The organism is Kitasatospora sp. NPDC101447 (genome assembly GCF_044767225.1).
Classification (GTDB): Bacteria; Actinomycetota; Actinomycetes; order Streptomycetales; family Streptomycetaceae; genus Kitasatospora.
Genome location: NZ_JBIWNL010000049.1, coordinates 44,987 through 59,378, shown reverse-complemented (window position 1 = coordinate 59,378; position 14,392 = coordinate 44,987). Strand labels below are relative to the sequence as shown.

21 protein-coding genes and 2 pseudogenes are annotated in these 14,392 nt (G+C 73.5%); 4 read left to right on the top strand and 19 right to left on the bottom strand.

The genetic code is table 11. The annotated features are described in order from the left end of the window. A pseudogene (locus tag ACIRST_RS38555) lies at positions 1-317 on the top strand (hypothetical protein); the annotation flags it as partial. Between the two features lie 97 nt (positions 318-414). Here the strand turns inward: ACIRST_RS38555 and ACIRST_RS38550 are convergent. From ACIRST_RS38550 to ACIRST_RS38515, 8 genes are all read right to left on the bottom strand, one after another. Beyond that, positions 415-957: a hypothetical protein gene (locus tag ACIRST_RS38550; RefSeq protein ID WP_402808735.1), complete on the bottom strand. Its 543-nt coding sequence runs from the start codon at positions 955-957 to the stop codon at positions 415-417. Positions 958-966: 9 nt separating this feature from the next. After that, entirely contained in the window at positions 967-1,170 is a 204-nt protein-coding gene (locus tag ACIRST_RS38545; protein ID WP_402808732.1) for a hypothetical protein, read from the bottom strand. Positions 1,171-1,245: 75 nt separating this feature from the next. Next, positions 1,246-1,500: a hypothetical protein gene (locus tag ACIRST_RS38540; RefSeq protein WP_402808729.1), complete on the bottom strand. Its 255-nt coding sequence runs from the start codon at positions 1,498-1,500 to the stop codon at positions 1,246-1,248. A gap of 88 nt (positions 1,501-1,588) precedes the next feature. Beyond that, entirely contained in the window at positions 1,589-2,179 is a 591-nt protein-coding gene (locus ACIRST_RS38535; RefSeq protein ID WP_402808726.1) for a hypothetical protein, read from the bottom strand. A 101-nt stretch (positions 2,180-2,280) separates the two neighbouring features. Continuing rightward, the gene (locus ACIRST_RS38530; protein WP_402808723.1) at positions 2,281-2,679 is read right to left on the bottom strand and encodes a hypothetical protein; all 399 of its coding nucleotides are present in this window, start codon (positions 2,677-2,679) and stop codon (positions 2,281-2,283) included. Between the two features lie 134 nt (positions 2,680-2,813). Further along, positions 2,814-3,215, bottom strand: a complete 402-nt coding sequence (locus ACIRST_RS38525) for an RRQRL motif-containing zinc-binding protein (RefSeq protein WP_402808720.1) — start codon at positions 3,213-3,215, stop codon at positions 2,814-2,816. A 15-nt stretch (positions 3,216-3,230) separates the two neighbouring features. After that, a complete protein-coding gene (locus ACIRST_RS38520; protein WP_402808717.1) occupies positions 3,231-3,740 on the bottom strand; it encodes an AAA family ATPase in 510 nt (169 codons plus the stop codon). Between the two features lie 88 nt (positions 3,741-3,828). After that, positions 3,829-4,212, bottom strand: a complete 384-nt coding sequence (locus tag ACIRST_RS38515; protein WP_402808714.1) for a hypothetical protein — start codon at positions 4,210-4,212, stop codon at positions 3,829-3,831. Positions 4,213-4,343: 131 nt separating this feature from the next. On the opposite strand from ACIRST_RS38515, the gene ACIRST_RS38510 reads away from it, so the two are divergent. Further along, positions 4,344-4,475 (top strand): hypothetical protein, encoded by a 132-nt coding sequence (locus tag ACIRST_RS38510; protein ID WP_402808712.1) that lies wholly within the window; start codon positions 4,344-4,346, stop codon positions 4,473-4,475. A 251-nt stretch (positions 4,476-4,726) separates the two neighbouring features. On the opposite strand, the gene ACIRST_RS38505 is transcribed toward ACIRST_RS38510, so the two are convergent. The 11 genes from ACIRST_RS38505 to ACIRST_RS38455 all read right to left on the bottom strand — a co-directional run bounded on the left by ACIRST_RS38505 (position 4,727) and on the right by ACIRST_RS38455 (position 13,716). Next, positions 4,727-7,021 carry a hypothetical protein gene (locus ACIRST_RS38505; protein ID WP_402808709.1) on the bottom strand — a complete coding sequence of 765 codons (2,295 nt, stop codon included), beginning with the start codon at positions 7,019-7,021 and terminating at the stop codon, positions 4,727-4,729. 288 nt (positions 7,022-7,309) lie between these two features. Further along, a complete protein-coding gene (locus ACIRST_RS38500; RefSeq protein ID WP_402808706.1) occupies positions 7,310-9,595 on the bottom strand; it encodes a hypothetical protein in 2,286 nt (761 codons plus the stop codon). Positions 9,596-9,714: 119 nt separating this feature from the next. Further along, the gene (locus tag ACIRST_RS38495) at positions 9,715-10,239 is read right to left on the bottom strand and encodes a hypothetical protein (RefSeq protein WP_402808703.1); all 525 of its coding nucleotides are present in this window, start codon (positions 10,237-10,239) and stop codon (positions 9,715-9,717) included. A gap of 66 nt (positions 10,240-10,305) precedes the next feature. Beyond that, complete coding sequence (locus ACIRST_RS38490) at positions 10,306-10,626, bottom strand: hypothetical protein (protein WP_402808700.1); 321 nt, start codon at positions 10,624-10,626, stop codon at positions 10,306-10,308. Positions 10,627-10,647: 21 nt separating this feature from the next. Further along, positions 10,648-11,136: a hypothetical protein gene (locus ACIRST_RS38485; RefSeq protein ID WP_402808698.1), complete on the bottom strand. Its 489-nt coding sequence runs from the start codon at positions 11,134-11,136 to the stop codon at positions 10,648-10,650. Continuing rightward, positions 11,133-11,786, bottom strand: coding sequence for a hypothetical protein (locus ACIRST_RS38480; protein WP_402808695.1), 654 nt, complete (start codon positions 11,784-11,786; stop codon positions 11,133-11,135). The genes ACIRST_RS38485 and ACIRST_RS38480 overlap by 4 nt, the downstream gene beginning before the upstream one ends. Next, the gene (locus ACIRST_RS38475) at positions 11,779-11,910 is read right to left on the bottom strand and encodes a hypothetical protein (protein WP_402808692.1); all 132 of its coding nucleotides are present in this window, start codon (positions 11,908-11,910) and stop codon (positions 11,779-11,781) included. The genes ACIRST_RS38480 and ACIRST_RS38475 overlap by 8 nt, the downstream gene beginning before the upstream one ends. A gap of 123 nt (positions 11,911-12,033) precedes the next feature. After that, positions 12,034-12,624, bottom strand: a complete 591-nt coding sequence (locus ACIRST_RS38470; RefSeq protein WP_402808690.1) for a hypothetical protein — start codon at positions 12,622-12,624, stop codon at positions 12,034-12,036. 350 nt (positions 12,625-12,974) lie between these two features. Next, positions 12,975-13,259, bottom strand: a complete 285-nt coding sequence (locus tag ACIRST_RS38465) for a hypothetical protein (RefSeq protein WP_402808687.1) — start codon at positions 13,257-13,259, stop codon at positions 12,975-12,977. Next, on the bottom strand, positions 13,259-13,414 hold the full coding sequence (locus ACIRST_RS38460) for a hypothetical protein (RefSeq protein ID WP_402808685.1): 156 nt from the start codon (positions 13,412-13,414) through the stop codon (positions 13,259-13,261). The genes ACIRST_RS38465 and ACIRST_RS38460 overlap by 1 nt, the downstream gene beginning before the upstream one ends. Positions 13,415-13,416: 2 nt before the next feature. Then, complete coding sequence (locus ACIRST_RS38455) at positions 13,417-13,716, bottom strand: hypothetical protein (protein ID WP_402808682.1); 300 nt, start codon at positions 13,714-13,716, stop codon at positions 13,417-13,419. A 177-nt stretch (positions 13,717-13,893) separates the two neighbouring features. Here ACIRST_RS38455 and ACIRST_RS38450 point away from each other — a divergent pair. Further along, positions 13,894-14,103 (top strand): annotated as a pseudogene (locus ACIRST_RS38450) (GntR family transcriptional regulator); the annotation flags it as partial. 9 nt (positions 14,104-14,112) lie between these two features. After that, positions 14,113-14,235 carry a hypothetical protein gene (locus ACIRST_RS38445; protein ID WP_402808737.1) on the top strand — a complete coding sequence of 41 codons (123 nt, stop codon included), beginning with the start codon at positions 14,113-14,115 and terminating at the stop codon, positions 14,233-14,235. Positions 14,236-14,392 lie beyond the last annotated feature (157 nt).

Sequence of the window (14,392 nt, the reverse complement as noted above, 5' to 3'; positions counted from 1 at the left end):
GGTTTAGCGGATCAACCGTCCTCTTCAAACATGTGGAATTTGCTGGGGGCGTAGTAGATTTTGGCCTAGGAATGGCGCTGCGCGTGAAGGAAACAGCAGGCCCACGCGGCTACGAGCAAAGACTTCCCTATGGAGCCGTGTTCGCAGACGGCAGGTTGTCATTCGATGGCGCCGAATTCCAAGGGGCGACAGTGATGCTCCAGGGGGCAAAGTTCAAGGGAGGGGTGGTCGACCTCAGTCACCCCCAAACGTGGGCCCGACCGCCTTCCTATCCCGATCTGCCACAACCAGGTCTACTCCTTCCCGCGGGCCGCTGAGAAGGAGTCGGATCAGACGAGCAACCGGGTACTGGGCTTCTCCGTGGTGGACATGTCCACCACGGAGAAGCCCAGGTCAGAGGTCCAGAATCCCCTCTCAACTGAACATAATCGTCGGCCAGGACCGGTTCTCGACGCGCTTGTCTCCGGCGAGGATCGCGGCCAGCCAGGGCTGGCGGATCGTCAGCGCGGGAAGGTCGGCGGCGGGCTGCGCCACCGGTCCGGCCGGCTCGCCGATACGGCGCAGTGCCTCGGGGAGGGCGGTGTCCCAGTCGCCGGTGAAGGCGAGGGCCCGGTCGTCGATGTAGAGGGCCGCGCCCAACTTCTTGTTAGTGACGAGGAGCCGGCCGCCGTCGTCCCGCCAGTAGGCACGGTCGGGGTCCTCGTCGACGACCGCAGGGATGCCGTGGCGGACGAACCAGGCGGCCACGGCGGGGTGGTAGCGACGGTGGCGGGCGGTGACACAAAAGACGGAACGGCACGCCATCAGCCGCCGGACGGCTTCGAGTGCGCCGGGGATCGGGTCGCCGTAGATGCGCCCGTCCTGCCAGCCGTTTCGGTGTTCGACAACCGTGAGGTCGAAGTCCACGCCCACGGCCTGTGAGGCGGGGGAGTCGGGGGTGCGGGGGATGACGGTCAACACGGTCTCCTAGGTGTAGGGGCGGATGGTGATCGGGATGCGCCGATCGCTGGGGTCGGGTCGGTGGGCGGTGCGGCGGTGGGCGCGCAGTCCGAGCGGGCCGCCCTGGATCGGGGAGCGGCACTCGGGGCAGGAGCTCCACCAGGCGGTGCCCGGCGGGAGGTCGGCCGGGGTGAGCGGGTGCGGGTGCGGGCCAGGTGCGGCACGGGTCATTGGGTCTCCGATCGAGAGGAAGACCCGGTCCCGCACAGCGGGACCGGGCCGGGCGGGTCGTTCGAGGGTTGGGGTTCAGGTGGTGGGCTGCTGGGGGCGGCGGGCGATGGCGCGCATGCCGTCGATGCGGTGCGCCTGGCGGGACAGGCGCGCGGCGAGCGCGGCCAGGTGGTCGGCGTCCTCGGGCCGTACGCCGTAGATGAGGCGGGCGGCGTAGTGGCGGGCGGCGTCGGCGAGCTGGGAGGCGTCCAGGGCGTGGGCCTGGAACTCGCGGTCGATCTCCGGGTCCGGGTCGCGGGCCTGGAGGCCGTGGCGATCGGCTTCATTCAAGGTGGCGGGCTCCTCACGGGCGGGTGGCTGTCAGGGGGCGGCACGGGTCTGGGCACCGGCGATCCGGTGCCCGGAGCCGCTGCCGGGGTCAGTCGAGCGCGCGCACCGGCGCCGGGAAGACCTCGGGCAGCGGAGGCAGGAACGGGCACTGGTCGGCGTGGTCGCTGACCTGCTGGCGCACTGCGTAGACGTACATCGCGCCGACCTGTCCGAGGCCGTGCCGGCAGCCGGTGCAGTACCACCACGCCTTCGCCTCGTCGTGGCAGTGGGTGCCGACCGGCCACGGCTCGGCGCCGATCAGCTCCACCTGGGCGCCGCCGCGGGTGAGCTGGCGCATCCAGACGTGGCCGGAGCCGCCGCCGGTCGGCGCGTCGCCGATGTGGACCTGGCCGTGGTCCAGGCGGATGCGGCCGTGGTCGGCGGCCTGCTCCAGGAGAGCCATGAGGCGGTCGTGGCTGCCGAGGACCTGGCCGCTGGGGACCAGGCGCGTCATCGCGTACAGCTCGCCGACGCTGGTGCGGCGCCGGCCGGCCGCCTCGAGGTGGCCGAGCGCGGCCAGCAGGACCGTGTAGGCGTCGTCGCGGCGCAGCAGGTGGTCGAAGGGGTCGGGGGTCAGGTCGGTGAGGAGCTTGGCGATGGTGTCGGCGGCGGCGAGGATCCGGGTGTCGTTGATCTGCATGGTTCGGTCGGTGCCTTTCGATGAGGGGAACGGGGCTGGGTGCGCCGCCACCCGCGGCCCGGTGGTCGGGCGGCGGGTGGCGGCGGGGGCTGTTGGCTCGGTCAGTTGGTGGTGCGGGGGCCGGGCGGCAGGGCGCGGGGCGTGGTGGCGGTGGTGGTGGCGAGCAGCTGGACGACGTTCTCGGACAGGCCGGAGAGCGTGGCGGGGATGAGCAGGTCGCGGGCGGCGGTGCGCTCGGCGAGCTGGACGACGGCGGCCAGGACGTGGCCGGTGTCCTCGCGGCGGCCGGCGATGACGGCGTAGGTGCCGACGAGCGTGGTGGCGTCGTTGACGGCGGGTCCGCCGAGGCAGCCGAAGGGGACGGTGATGTCGATGCTGCCGGTGTCGTCGGTGAGGACGAGCTGGCGGGGCTTGTAGCCGCTCATCTCGGTGATGACGCCGTCCACGGTGACCAGGGCGAGGTCGGGGGCGGCGGTGAGGCGGGGCAGGTTGTCGGTCATATCGGCGATCTCTCCTATGGGGTGGGGTGGGGTCTGCGGGGTCGGGGTGTCCGGGCAGCCGCGCCGGTCCCGGCGGTGTCGGCCGCTGGGTGGGGTCGGGGTCCGGGGCTGGCGGCGGTGGTCCGCTCGGCGGGTCAGGCCGGGACGGCGGCGCGGGCGAGGGCCAGGAGCTGTTCGAGCTCGGCCAGGGCGAGGCCGTCCGCGCACTCCAGGCAGCAGCCGAGCGACGTCGGGATGCAGCTCTCTCCGACGGCGCGGCACAGCGGGCAGGTGCGGCGGGCGAGCATCATCCGCTGGTGGGCCTGCCAGCGGGCCGGGGTCATGGGCCGGACCGGCAGGGCGAGGGAGCGGCGGTAGAGGTAGCCGAAGCGCCCCCGGCAGACCACCTGTGCAGCGGGCTCCTGTCCGCCGGGGCGCAGGCCGACGGCGCGCAGCTGGCGGCGGGTCATCAGGTCGGGGGACGGCCGGTAGCGCCAGGGGTAGGTGGGCAGGCCGCCGTGGTGTTCGCCGGTCGGGTCGAGGTCGGTCGCGCGCACGGGCTCCTCCGGGGGTCAGCGGATGCGGGCCGGTTCGGGGCAGGCCGGGGCGGTGACGGTGATCCGGTCGACGTGGGCGAAGCCTTCGGCGAGCAGCTGCTCGGCGCTTGGCACGTGCTGTTCCTGGTCGACGAGGACGTGGTCCGGGACGACGCGTTCGCGGCCGGCGTTCAGCGCGCGGCGGGTTTCGAGGGAGACCTCGAAGAGCACCGCCGCGCATGGCCGCTGCCAGTAGCGGGCGCGGGCGAGCAGGCCGGCCCTGACGTGAGGCAGGAGCGCGGTCGAGTCGACCACGGTGGTGAGGTTGCGCGAGAGCCTGGCGTCGAGCAGCAGCGTCTGGACCTGGTCGGCGACCGGGGTCGCGGACTGGTCGGCCATGTCGTCGGTCGCCATGGCGCGGTAGTCGTCCAGGCTCAGGCGCCAGGTGGTCGGCCAGCGGCTGGCGAACGTGGTCTTCCCGGCGCCGGATCCGCCGACCAGGGCAATCAGCGAACCGGGGACGGGGACGAAGGTGGTGGGGTTCACGAGCGGTGCCTTTCGGATCGGGGATGAGGTGGGCCGGGGTCGGCTGCTGCACCGAGCGGTTCGGCGCAGCAGCCGGGCGAGCGGGGTGTCAGCTGCGGCCGGGCGGGAGCGCCCTGGCGCCCGGCTCGGTGGTGGCCTGGCGGTGCTGGAGGGCGAGCCAGGCCCCGGCGGCGGTCATCAGCAGGCCGTCGCCGAGGGCGTCCAGCGGGGCGGTGTCGATGTCGTGCATCAGCTCGGCCGGGTCGAGGGGGCGCATGAAGACGACCGGCGCGTAGCGGATGACCTCGTCGGTGGCCAGGACCTGCACGGTGGCCTTGTCTTTGAGGTAGTGGTTGTCGGCCAGGACCTTGCAGACCTGGGTGTGGTCGGGGTGGCCGGCGAGGTAGCGGTCGGCGTCGCGGTAGAGGACGTAGGTGCCGGGGAGCGGCTTGTCCGGGGCCTGGGTGGTCTGGGGCTGGGTGGTGGGCTGCATCGCGGTGTCCCCTTCGTCGGGTCGGTGCCGGCCGGGCGGCCGGTCCCTGTCCCCGGATGCGCGCCGCCCGCCGGGCTGGGTGCCGGGCGGGCGGTGCGGTCCGGGGGCGAGGCCGGCGGCCGGGTCAGCTGATGAGCGCGAGGACCAGGACGAAGAGGAGCACCGGCACCACCGCGGCGACGGAGCGCGGGATGTCGATGCAGCCCTTGAGGCGCTCGATCTCGTCGCTGATCGCCTCGCACTCGGCGAAGGTCCGGGCGTGAGTGCGGGAGCCGGCGGGGACGTTGGCGAGGGTCTGGCTGCGCTCGTGGAGGAGCTCACGCTGGGCGGCGATGCGGGCGTCACGGTCTATGGCGAACAGGACGGGTCCCCTTCCGGGATCGGTTCGGGCAGCGGGTTGGTGTGCGGGAGGATGGGGGCGGGCCGGTGGCGAGACCGGCCCGCCGGCACCCTCGGGTGCCTTGGCCTCCGGGGTGTCTTCTTCATCCCGGAGGCCGCTTGCGTTCGGGCGCAGTTACGCAGCGCGAGCGGCGGGCTTGAGCGCGGGCTCGTCGGCCTCGACCGCGTCGCGCACCCGCTGGCAGGTGCTGCGCGTCTGCTCGGGCGTGCCGGTGAGCAGTCCGCGCTCGGTGAGCGCGGCATGGATCTCGCCTGCGCGCGGGCGGTGGTCGAGAGCGTCGAACAGTGCGCGGACGGTCGCCTTGCGGGCGTACATGAGCGCGGCGTCACTCATCGGCGCTCCCTGGTGAGCGCCGCCGGTGTTCGGGACGGCGGGCGGGAGCGCGCGCTGAGCGCCACTGGTCCCGCCACCTGCGGCGATCTCGCGCTCACGTGAGCGCTCGCCGTGAGCGCCGGGCCCGAAGGTGGCCGTGCCGTGAGCGGCGGGCAGCGGCTGGCCGCCGTACGGCGGGCACGGGGCGGGGACCTCGTGAGCGCCGACCGTGGCGGCAGTGGGCGCGGCCGGGGCCTGGGCGGGTGCGGCCTGCTCGCCGTGAGCGTCCTTGCCGTGGTCGATGAGCTCGTGGACGCGCCAGATCGCGATGGGGACGACCATGGCGAGCGGGATCGCCAGGCCCCACTGGATCTGCCACTCTCCGTGAGCGTCCTGCTTGACGCCGAGCAGGTGGAGGTCGGTGAGGATCGCGGCGATCTGGCACAGCATCATCAAGGCGAGCGCGATGCGGGTCTCGCGCCGCATCTTGCTGCGGGTCGCGGCGATCACCCAGCCGTCCAGGCAGACGGCGAGCAGCCACGCGAGCATGGTGTTCATGCCGGCCACCACCGCGAGCTGGTGCTCGCGGGTGGAGGTGAAGGCGATGCCGGCCCACAGGACGGCGCGGGTGAGCAGCCAGGGGATGCGGCCCAGGTACCAGCGGTGGGCCCGCCGGTACCAGCGGTGGTGCCGGGCGGCCATCGCCGCCTCCAGGCGCTCCTGTTCCTCGGCGAGTTCCACCACCCGGGCCTCGGCTTCGGCGACCTGCGCCCGGGCCTCGGCGACGACCTTGTCCGCGTCGCGGCGGGCGGTGTTGCGGATCCGCTCGGCCTCGGCGTCGGCCTTGCCGCGCTTCGAGCTGGCCTGGCGCAGTTCCTCGCCGGTGGCCGCCTTGACCTCGTCGATGGCGGCCTGTGCGTCCCGGCGCAGCCGCTGCACGGCCTGTTCGCCGCGCTCGCGCGTCTCGGCGGCCTGGCGGGCGCCCTCCTCACGGAGCTCCTGCGCGTCGGCCTCGGCCTCCTCCCGCAGCCGGCGGGCCTCGGCGTCGGAGTCCTCGCGGACCGTGTCGGCCTCCGCGCGGGCGGCCTCGGTGACGCGCCCGGCCGTCGCCTCGGCCTCGGTGCGGGTCTCCTCAGCCTGCTCCTCGGCCGCCGCCGTGATCTGACGGGCGGTCTCGGCCGCGCGGGTGCGGATCGCCTCGGCCTCCGTGGCGGCCTCGGTCAGGGTCCGGTCGGCCGCCGCGGCCGCGTCCCGCTGCACGGTGGCCGCGAGTTCCCGCGCGCCGGTCAGGTCCTGCTCGGCCTGGGCACGGTCGGCGACCGCCTTCTCCCGGGCGCGCTCCAGCTGGTGGCGGGCGTCGTCGACCTGCTCGCGGACGTCGGCGAGGTCGCCGGCGGCCCGACGCGCCGCCGCCTCGGCGCCGCGCTCGGCCTCACCGAGCAGTTTGGCGGCCTGCTCCTCGGCGGTGGCGGTGATGCCGGCCGCCACGGCCAGGGCCCGCTCCTCGGCCTCGGCGACGATCCGCTCCGCCTCCTGCTCGGCCTGGACGCGGACGTCGGCGGCGCGCTGCTCGGCCTCCGCCAGCAGCACCGCGGCCCGCTCGGTGGCCTCCTCCCGCACCCGGTCGGCCGCCGCGTGGGCGTCGGCGTCGGTACGCTCGCGCTGCTCCCGGGCGGCCCGGCCGGCCTCGGCGAGCATCCGGTCGGCGTTCTGCTGGGCGGCGTCGAGGATCCACCGGCCCATCCGGTCGGCACGCTGCGTGACCGCTTCGGCCTCGGCTGCGGCGTCCGCGCGCAGCTGCTCAGCCTCGCCCGCCCACTGCCCGGCGGTCGCCAGCTCGCGGCCGGCCTGCTCGGCGGCGCGCTCCAGGACGGCGAGCGCCTGGTCCTCCGCGAGGGCCAGGACGTCGGCCGCCCGGTCGGCGGCATCCGCCAGAACCGGCTCGGCAGACGAGCGGCCGGTGAAGGTCGCGGGAGGCTCGGCCGGGGGGTTCGGCTGGGCGTCGACCGGGGTGGCCGGGCGGGCCGCGGGGGTCTTGGCGGCGGTCTTCTTAGCGGGGGTTCGGGTGCGGCGGCTGGTGGTGCGGGCCGGGGGCATGGCGGGAGACTCCTGTCTCTCGTGGTAACGGTGCGTATCGGTCTGGGGGTCGGTTCCGGGGCGCGGCCAGCGGGGCCGGCGGTGGGCGTGGAAACGGCCCTGAACGGGGGTTTCGGGGCCGTTTCCGGGGGGTGTGCGGATCTGATCGGCTGGATTGGATTCCGCAGCTCAGAATTGGTTTCTGATCGGCGGCTGTTCGGCCAGTGATCGGCGGGGCATCGGCTGCCCCGCCGATCGTTTGCCGATCAGGAACCGATCGGCTGCCGATGACGTGCTACCGCGTGCCGGTTACTCGCTGTGCTGTTCGGCGTGCTTGGCAGCGGCCGTGAGGAGATCGGTGCGGCGGATTCCGCGGGGGCTGCCGTCGAGCTCCTCCAGGCGCTCGGTGGACAGCTCGATCCCGGCCTTGCGGAGCTCGTTTCCGAGGTTCTTGCCGATCTCCCGGAGCCGGGCGGTGACGTCCTTGTCGTGCCAGCGGTCCCACCGCTTGGGGTCGTGGGCGATCAGGTGCGGGTGGAGCTGGTCGAGGGTGATGCACTCGGCCTTCTCCTCGTCCAGCGCCTGGAAGAGCACTGCGACGATCTCGGGAACCGGGACTTCCTCGGCCTGGGGTTCCGGGTGCGGGACCGGCTCGGGGATGCCTGCGGCGAGCCGCTCCTGTGTACGGAGAGTGGCGGTCGGGGCGTCGAGGTGGGTGGCCTTGCGCAGGATGGGGTCGCGCAGGCCGGGGGCGAGGATGTAGTAGCAGCCGGCGTCCGCGGGGTCCCAGTCGCCGGGGCTGGGGGTGAGGCGGTGCGGCATCCAGCCCTCGGAGATCGCGGTGTCGGAGCCGACCACGAGCGGGACGTCGGCCTTGCGGGAGGGCAGCATGATCCGGATGCCGAAGACGTCGGCGATGGCGTCGCCGACGACGTCGCTCGTGGCGTCCTGGGACAGCAGGATGACCGTGACGCGGGCCTTGCGGCCGATCCGCCCGAGCTTGATGACTTTCTGCTTCTGCTTCGGTGTCAGCTGCGGGTGCTCGTCGACGAGGACGAAGACGGCCGGGTCGTCCTCGGTGACCTGCCAGTTGTCGACGTCGTCGCCCATCCGCTCGGTGCGGATCTCGGCTTCGCGGATCGCCCAGTCCAGGGTGTCGTCGATCCGTTCCTCGTCGTAGGCGCGCATCGCGGCCAGACGGCGCAGCGGTCCCAGGCCCCGGCCGGTGGGGTCGATGTCGATGACGATGGCGTCGGTGCAGCTGGTGATGTAGTCGGCCATGCTGCGGACGATCATGGACTTTCCGCCGCCGGGGACCGCGATCACCATCACGTTCTGCCCGGCCAGGGTGACCTGAGTGGGCGTGCCGTCCATGGAGGGGCCCAGCGGACACGGCTTCAGGATGCTGTTCGAGCGCGGCGCGTGGACCGGGTGGGCCGGCATCGGGTCGAACGGGTCGCCGAGGAGCACGCGCAGCACGACGGAGCCGGCGGCGGCGCTCTGGGGCTGGGCCATCACGCCGCCCGCGCGCACACCGAGCGCGACGTCGAGTTCGGGCAGGCGCAGGACGAGGGCGGACGGCTTGCCCTTGGTGAGGTGGGCGGTGGCCTTCCAGCCCCACTTCTCGTGGGTGACGTCCGTGACCGCTCCGACGGCCAGGCCCTCGCCGAGCAGGGCCTGCAGCAGGGTCGTGCCGGCTTCCTCTGCGGTGGTGGCCTGGGCGATCGGGAACGGCTCGACGCCACCGGTCGGGGTGGCCTTCTCCTTCTCCTTCTCCTTCTTCTTCTCCTTGTCCTTGTCCTTGTCCTTGGGCTGCTTGTCCTGGGCGGGCCGGCCGCTCTCGATCTCGTAGGCGAGCGGCGGGACGTCGGGCAGGGCGCGGCGCCAGCCGGGGATCCTGGCCTTTGCCCAGCCGGTGAGGGCGATGCCGGCGGCGGTGAGCGCCGGGAGCAGCAGGCTGCCGATGGCGAGTTCGAGTCCGCCGATGGCCAGGGTGAGGGTGGCGAGTGCGGCGCGACGCTTGTGGGCGGTGCGGCGGCGGTGGTGTTCCAGTTCGGCGTCGCTGGGGTCGATGTGGCCGGTGTAGGGCTGGGCGTGGATGTCGCGGACTCGCTGGCGCCAGGCGGCTGCTTCCTCGCGGAGCGTGGCGGCGGCGGCGCCGGCCTGCTTGTGGTCGGCGGCCGTGGCGTCGTCGCTCTGCCCGGCGGCGGCCGCGCGGCGGGCCTGCTTCTCCAGTTCGCCGGCCTTCTCCTCCAGTCGTTCGATCTCCGCGTTCTGTTTGGCCTGCCAGGTGCTGTAGCGGCGGTTGAGGAGGGAGGCGCGCAGGTGGGCGGGGGTCTCCTCGGAGGCGGCCGCCCAGGTCCCGGTCTCGGTCTTGAGGATGGTCAGGCCGGTGCGCAGGACGGCGTATTCGCGGCGGGCCAGGTGAAGGGTGGCGGTGGCGAGACGGACGCCGAGGCCGAGGCCGGGGCCGGTGTCGGCCGGGCCGGTCTTGGCGTCGGTGTCGGTGTTCGGGGTGGGCTGGTCGTCGCCGGTGAGGAACTCGCCCTCGGTCTCGACGTCGATGATGATGCGCTCGGGCGGGTAGGTCGTCACGGTGCTCCTCCAGGGCGCTGTGTAGGGGGCGGGGTCCGGGCGGTTGCGGCCGTCCGCGCGCCGCGGCCGCGCCAGGGGCGCGGTGCGGGGCGTGGGCGACCGGTGGCGTCCGGGCGGGGTCAGGCGATGGTGCCGACGAGGGCGGCGCCGGCGGCGTTCACGGCGGGGATGACGGTGGCCATGACGACGCCGCCGAGGGTGGCGGACAGGCCGAGGAGGATCCCGGAGACGATGCCCAGGCGCATCTTGGGCTTGGCCTTGGTCGGGATCGCCTTCCAGCCGCCGATCACCACGACGGTGAGCAGCAGGAGGACGAGATTGCCCATGCCGGTGAGTTCCAGGTGGCTGGAGCGGGCGGCGAGGGTGGTTTCGCCGCCGGTGCTGCCCCACATGGCGAGGCTCCCGGCGGCGTTGCCGAACCAGGTGATGGCGCCGGTGGAGAATCCGATCAGGCCGCTGGTGGTGGCGGTGGCGATGCCGCCGTAGGCCATGCCGGCGGCAAGCGGCACCAGGTCAAGGGCGCCCTTGGTCGCGGTGGCGCCGTTCTTGATGCTGCCGATCGCGAAGCGGCTGACGTGCCACAGCGGCAGGGCCATGCCGACGAACAGGCCGCCGATGGTGAGGGTGGTGGCGGGGACGAACACGGTGGTGACCTCCGGGAGGAAGGAAAGAGGGGAGGGGCGGGCGCCGTCGGGCGGCCGAGGTGGTGGTCAGGGCTGGGTGTGCTCGGGGTGCTCTCGCTCCCAGCGCCGAATGGAGGCGACCAGGAACGGGATGGCTGCGGCGCCGAGGGCGACAACAGCGGCGTCGATCCACCACGGGTGGTCGACCAGGACGACCCACGCACCGTGCCGGAGGAACGGCGTGCACACGACGACGCCGGCCGCCGCGCCCAGGCCCGCACCCCACCGGACCGGGCGCAGCCAGCCGAAGCGGGTCCGCCAGGCGGGCAGCGGGGCGAGGTGGTGCAGGAATGTGCCGATCCCGGCGCCGAGGGCGACAGCCAGGGGTAGGCGGTCGAGGTGGTCCATGCGGCTGGGGTCTCCTGACGGTCAGTGGAAGGCGGCGAGGATCTGGCCGCCGAGGTGGTTGGCGGCGGGGATGAGGGTGGCGGCGGCGAGGCCGGAGATCCCTCCGGCGAGGCCGAGCGCGGAGCCGGAGACGATCCCGGCGGTGAGCTGGCGGCGCAGCTGGTAGTCGCAGCAGCGCCAGGCGAGCACGACGACGATCAGGAGCAGGGTGGTGGCGACGCCGCCGCCGGCGTTCATGCCGGCGGGGGCGGCCTGGGGGAGGAGCTGGCCGGAGCCGGTGCCCGCGATCTTGTTTCCGAGGGGGTTGGTGGCCTTGCGGACGAGGTAGTGGGCGGCAACGCCGAGCAGGCCGCCGGTGCACAGGGCACTGAGCAGGCCCATCAGCAGGCCGCCTGCCAGGGCGGCGGCGCCGGGCATCTCGCAGCCGCGGCGCCACCAGCGCACGGCAGTGGAAACGAGGACCGCGACGGCCAGGGCCAGGCCGCCGAGGGAGAGCTGAGCGGCGGTCATCCGGTGGCCCCCGTCATCAGGTAGCCGATGAGCTGCTGTCCGGCCGGGGTGATCACCAGCGAGGAGATCATCGTGCAGGTGAAGACCCGCACCGGCCACCAGACCTGGTAGCGGTGCCAGCGCCACTCCAGGACGGCCGCGACGGCCAGGCCGAGCACCGGCAGGCCCATCGGGTCGGTGAAGAGGTGGAAGAACTCGTTCACGGGGCCCTTCGCGAGGACCACCCCGGTCGCGGCGGCCAGGCCGTTGGCGACCGGGCGGATCCGACGGATCTCGAACCGGGCCGCGGCCGGGCCCGGGGCGGCCGGCGCCGGAGCGGCCGGGTAGTAGTGGTGGTGGTGCACCTCGGCGGGCGGCGCGTACACCGGGGCCGGAGCCGTCGCCACCCCACCGCCGCGGCCGCCGCCGGGCCTGCGCCACCACTCACCGGGCTCCGGCAGACCCCCGGAAGCGGGCGGCGGACCAGACGGCGGGGGCGGCGGCGGAGTGCCGGCTCCGGCGGGCGGCGGCTCGCTGCCGCGCCGGAGCGGCGGCAGGAAGGCGTCCGGCCCGCCGACCGTCGGCGGCTCGGACGGCGGCGGGGGCGGCGGGGTGGTGGGGCGCTCGCCGGACAGGACGACGTTCGTGGGCTCGATCGGCTGGTCAGCCATCGGAGTCCTCCGTCTCGGCCGGGTCGGCCGGGGTGAGGAAGCCGGTGGCGGCCTCGGCGACCAGCACCAGAAAGGCGGTGGCGGCGCTGCCGGCGAAGAAGCAGAAGAAGATCTGCTGGTCCATGTGCGACCTCCGTACGGGACTGGGTGGTGATGCGGTTCGCGCCGCCGGCCAGGGCCGTGGGCGGGTGGATCAGGCGGGGCCCGGTGCGGGCGACGAGTGGAGCCGATGGGGCGTGCGGGGCGGCTAGTCCCGGGTCGGGCGGGGGCCGGAGAGGGCCCGCGGGGTCTCGCTCCAGCGGCGGCCGTTGCGCCAGGGCGACCAGGTCTTGACCTGCTCGCGCTCGTGGCGGCTCCAGGCGTCCAGCGGGTCGTCGCCGAACGCGGCGAGCTCGACGGCCGTGTACTCCTCCAGGGCGAGCTCACGGATGCGCTCGCGTCGGCCGGCCGTCGCGGTGACCCGGGTCCGGGCGGCGGCCGCGGCGTGATCTGCGGCGTCGGCGGCGGCCTCGTTGGCGATCTCCGCCTCCAGCTCCGCGAAGTCGCAGCCGACCTCGGCCGGGAGGACCACCTCGATCGAGGCGTCGGTGCGCACGATCGCGTCCGCGCTCTGCGCCAGCAGCCGCCAACGGGTCTCGCTGCCGTCGAAGTCGCTCTCCAGCCACATCGCGGCGTCGGTGCCGGTCAGCTCGGCGACCTCGGCGGCGAACCGCTGCGCCGAGCCGGCCCAGGTCTGCGGGGCGGTCGTGGTGGTGGCGCGGACGATGTGCCGGGCGAGGGCGGCTGCGCCGCTGGTCGGGACGGCGGCCGGGCGGCGGCCGGTCAGGGTGTGGGACATCGGGTGCCTCCTGGATCGGCGGGAGCGGGGAACGTTGCTGGTGGTGGGCCCTGGCGGGGCCCGCCGCACCACTCCCGACCCCGTTCCGGCATGGGCATGCCAGAACGGTTCCGAGAGGCAGGCGGCGGGAGACTGCCAAACTGCGAGGGAGGGGAGGGGAGGGGGTCGGCTACTTACCGGTGCCGGAGCCGCCGGCCTTCGCCGCGTCGCGGCGGGCCTGGTCCTCGCGGGCCCGGCGCAGGGCCTCGTCGGCCTGGTTGGAGAGGATCATCGGCCGCCTCCCTTCGGGGCGGGGGCCTTCTTGTCCTTGCCGTCGCCGTTGGCGAAGGCGCGGCAGATGTGGCTGATCGTCACCGCGCACCCCCGTCCTCGCGGCAGGGGCGGCCGAAGTTGCGCCGCGTGCTGCTGTCCGGCCGGCTGTAGGGATCGGCGGAGTTCACGCGGCCGCCGCGCTGGTCGGTGCCCGCCGCCGGCAGCGAGACCTGCGCCTCGCGGTGGTGACGCCGGGCAGTCTCCTCGTCGGAGCGGTGCCAGCCGGTGGTCGACATCCCGCTGGTGCGGGTCGCCGTCCCGGAGGAACCGGAGGAGAGGCTGGAGCCGGTGGAGCCGAAGCCCAGGAAGGAGCGGATGCCCATCACTGGCCTCCCGCCTGCTGCGCGAGCTGCTGGCGCAGCCGCTCGGCCTCCTGGCGAGCCCGGTCGGCGGCGGCAGCGGCCTCGGCCGCCGAGCGCAGCCGGGCCTCGGTCATCGCCTGCAGCGCCCTGATGTTGTCGACGTCGAGGGGCTGCATCGTCAGCACCCCGCCATCTGGATGTTGTGGGCGAAGGTGGCGATGGCGTTCTGGACGAACCAGGAGATGTGCGCCCAGCCGGTGCGGCCGGCCTTGGCGAGGTGCTCCTCGGCCTGCCGCCAGACGTCGGCGACGAGCGCCATCACGATGCTCTCGCTGGCGGTCGGGGCGACCGCGGCGAGGTCGCGGATTACGAGCGAGAGCACGCGGCCCTCGTACTGCTCCTGAAGGGGAGCGCTGCGGTGGCTGGCGAGGGTGGGGTCGCTGTTCCCGCTCCTACGCGGGTCGGTCATGCTGGTCATTGCGGATCTCTCCTTGACGAGCTGGTCCGTTGGGACCCCGGTGGATGCTGTCCAGGCGCACCGGGGTCTCGCCGTTTCACGAGAACTTCCGTGTTGGCTTAGCCAGCTTAGCTGATACAGTCGCTGCTGTGTCAACTAAGCCGGTGAAGCTATCTATGACAGGGAGGTGGCCCTACGATGTGGCTCATGACTGATCCACTCGCCCAGCCCTACCAGCGGATCGTGGAGGACGTGCGCGATCAGATCCGTCTAGGTCGCCTTCGGCCCGACGACAAGTTGCCCAGCACCCGCGAACTTGCTACTCACTACAGCGTGGCTCACGGGACCGTACAGAGGGCACTTACCGAGCTCCGAGCGTCTGGGCTGATCTACTCGCACCAGGGGAAGGGGAGCTTCGTGCGGCAGGTACCACTGGACGAGCCCGAGGCGACATCCGAGCTCCAAGAGCTGCGGGAGCAGGTCAGCGCCCTGGCCGCCCGCCTTGAGCGGGTCGAGCAGGCGGTCTTCCAAAAGACGTGATCCACGGGCACTCCCTCGAGCCGGTTTCTGATGCACAGATCAAATCCGACCCGGCCGTGATGAACCATCACATCTCCATGGGGAGATCCGTACGTGGGTTCATCAATGCGTTTTCAACATCCACGTACACATGCGTTTCGGGGCACCGCCCCTAGGC

What these genes read in the sequence shown, in the direction of transcription:
- ACIRST_RS38470 (WP_402808690.1), bottom strand. Translation starts at nt 12,624, where the DNA reads ATGTCCCACACCCTGACCGGCCGCCGCCCGGCCGCCGTCCCGACCAGC.
- ACIRST_RS38460 (WP_402808685.1), bottom strand. Translation starts at nt 13,414, where the DNA reads ATGCAGCCCCTCGACGTCGACAACATCAGGGCGCTGCAGGCGATGACC.
- ACIRST_RS38505 (WP_402808709.1), bottom strand. Translation starts at nt 7,021, where the DNA reads ATGCCCCCGGCCCGCACCACCAGCCGCCGCACCCGAACCCCCGCTAAG.
- ACIRST_RS38490 (WP_402808700.1), bottom strand. Translation starts at nt 10,626, where the DNA reads ATGGACCACCTCGACCGCCTACCCCTGGCTGTCGCCCTCGGCGCCGGG.
- ACIRST_RS38510 (WP_402808712.1), top strand. Translation starts at nt 4,344, where the DNA reads ATGAGCGCGAGGACCAGGACGAAGAGGAGCACCGGCACCACCGCGGCG.
- ACIRST_RS38455 (WP_402808682.1), bottom strand. Translation starts at nt 13,716, where the DNA reads ATGACCAGCATGACCGACCCGCGTAGGAGCGGGAACAGCGACCCCACC.
- ACIRST_RS38480 (WP_402808695.1), bottom strand. Translation starts at nt 11,786, where the DNA reads ATGGCTGACCAGCCGATCGAGCCCACGAACGTCGTCCTGTCCGGCGAG.
- ACIRST_RS38535 (WP_402808726.1), bottom strand. Translation starts at nt 2,179, where the DNA reads ATGCAGATCAACGACACCCGGATCCTCGCCGCCGCCGACACCATCGCC.
- ACIRST_RS38515 (WP_402808714.1), bottom strand. Translation starts at nt 4,212, where the DNA reads ATGCAGCCCACCACCCAGCCCCAGACCACCCAGGCCCCGGACAAGCCG.
- ACIRST_RS38465 (WP_402808687.1), bottom strand. Translation starts at nt 13,259, where the DNA reads ATGGGCATCCGCTCCTTCCTGGGCTTCGGCTCCACCGGCTCCAGCCTC.
- ACIRST_RS38545 (WP_402808732.1), bottom strand. Translation starts at nt 1,170, where the DNA reads ATGACCCGTGCCGCACCTGGCCCGCACCCGCACCCGCTCACCCCGGCC.
- ACIRST_RS38475 (WP_402808692.1), bottom strand. Translation starts at nt 11,910, where the DNA reads ATGGACCAGCAGATCTTCTTCTGCTTCTTCGCCGGCAGCGCCGCCACC.
- ACIRST_RS38485 (WP_402808698.1), bottom strand. Translation starts at nt 11,136, where the DNA reads ATGACCGCCGCTCAGCTCTCCCTCGGCGGCCTGGCCCTGGCCGTCGCG.
- ACIRST_RS38530 (WP_402808723.1), bottom strand. Translation starts at nt 2,679, where the DNA reads ATGACCGACAACCTGCCCCGCCTCACCGCCGCCCCCGACCTCGCCCTG.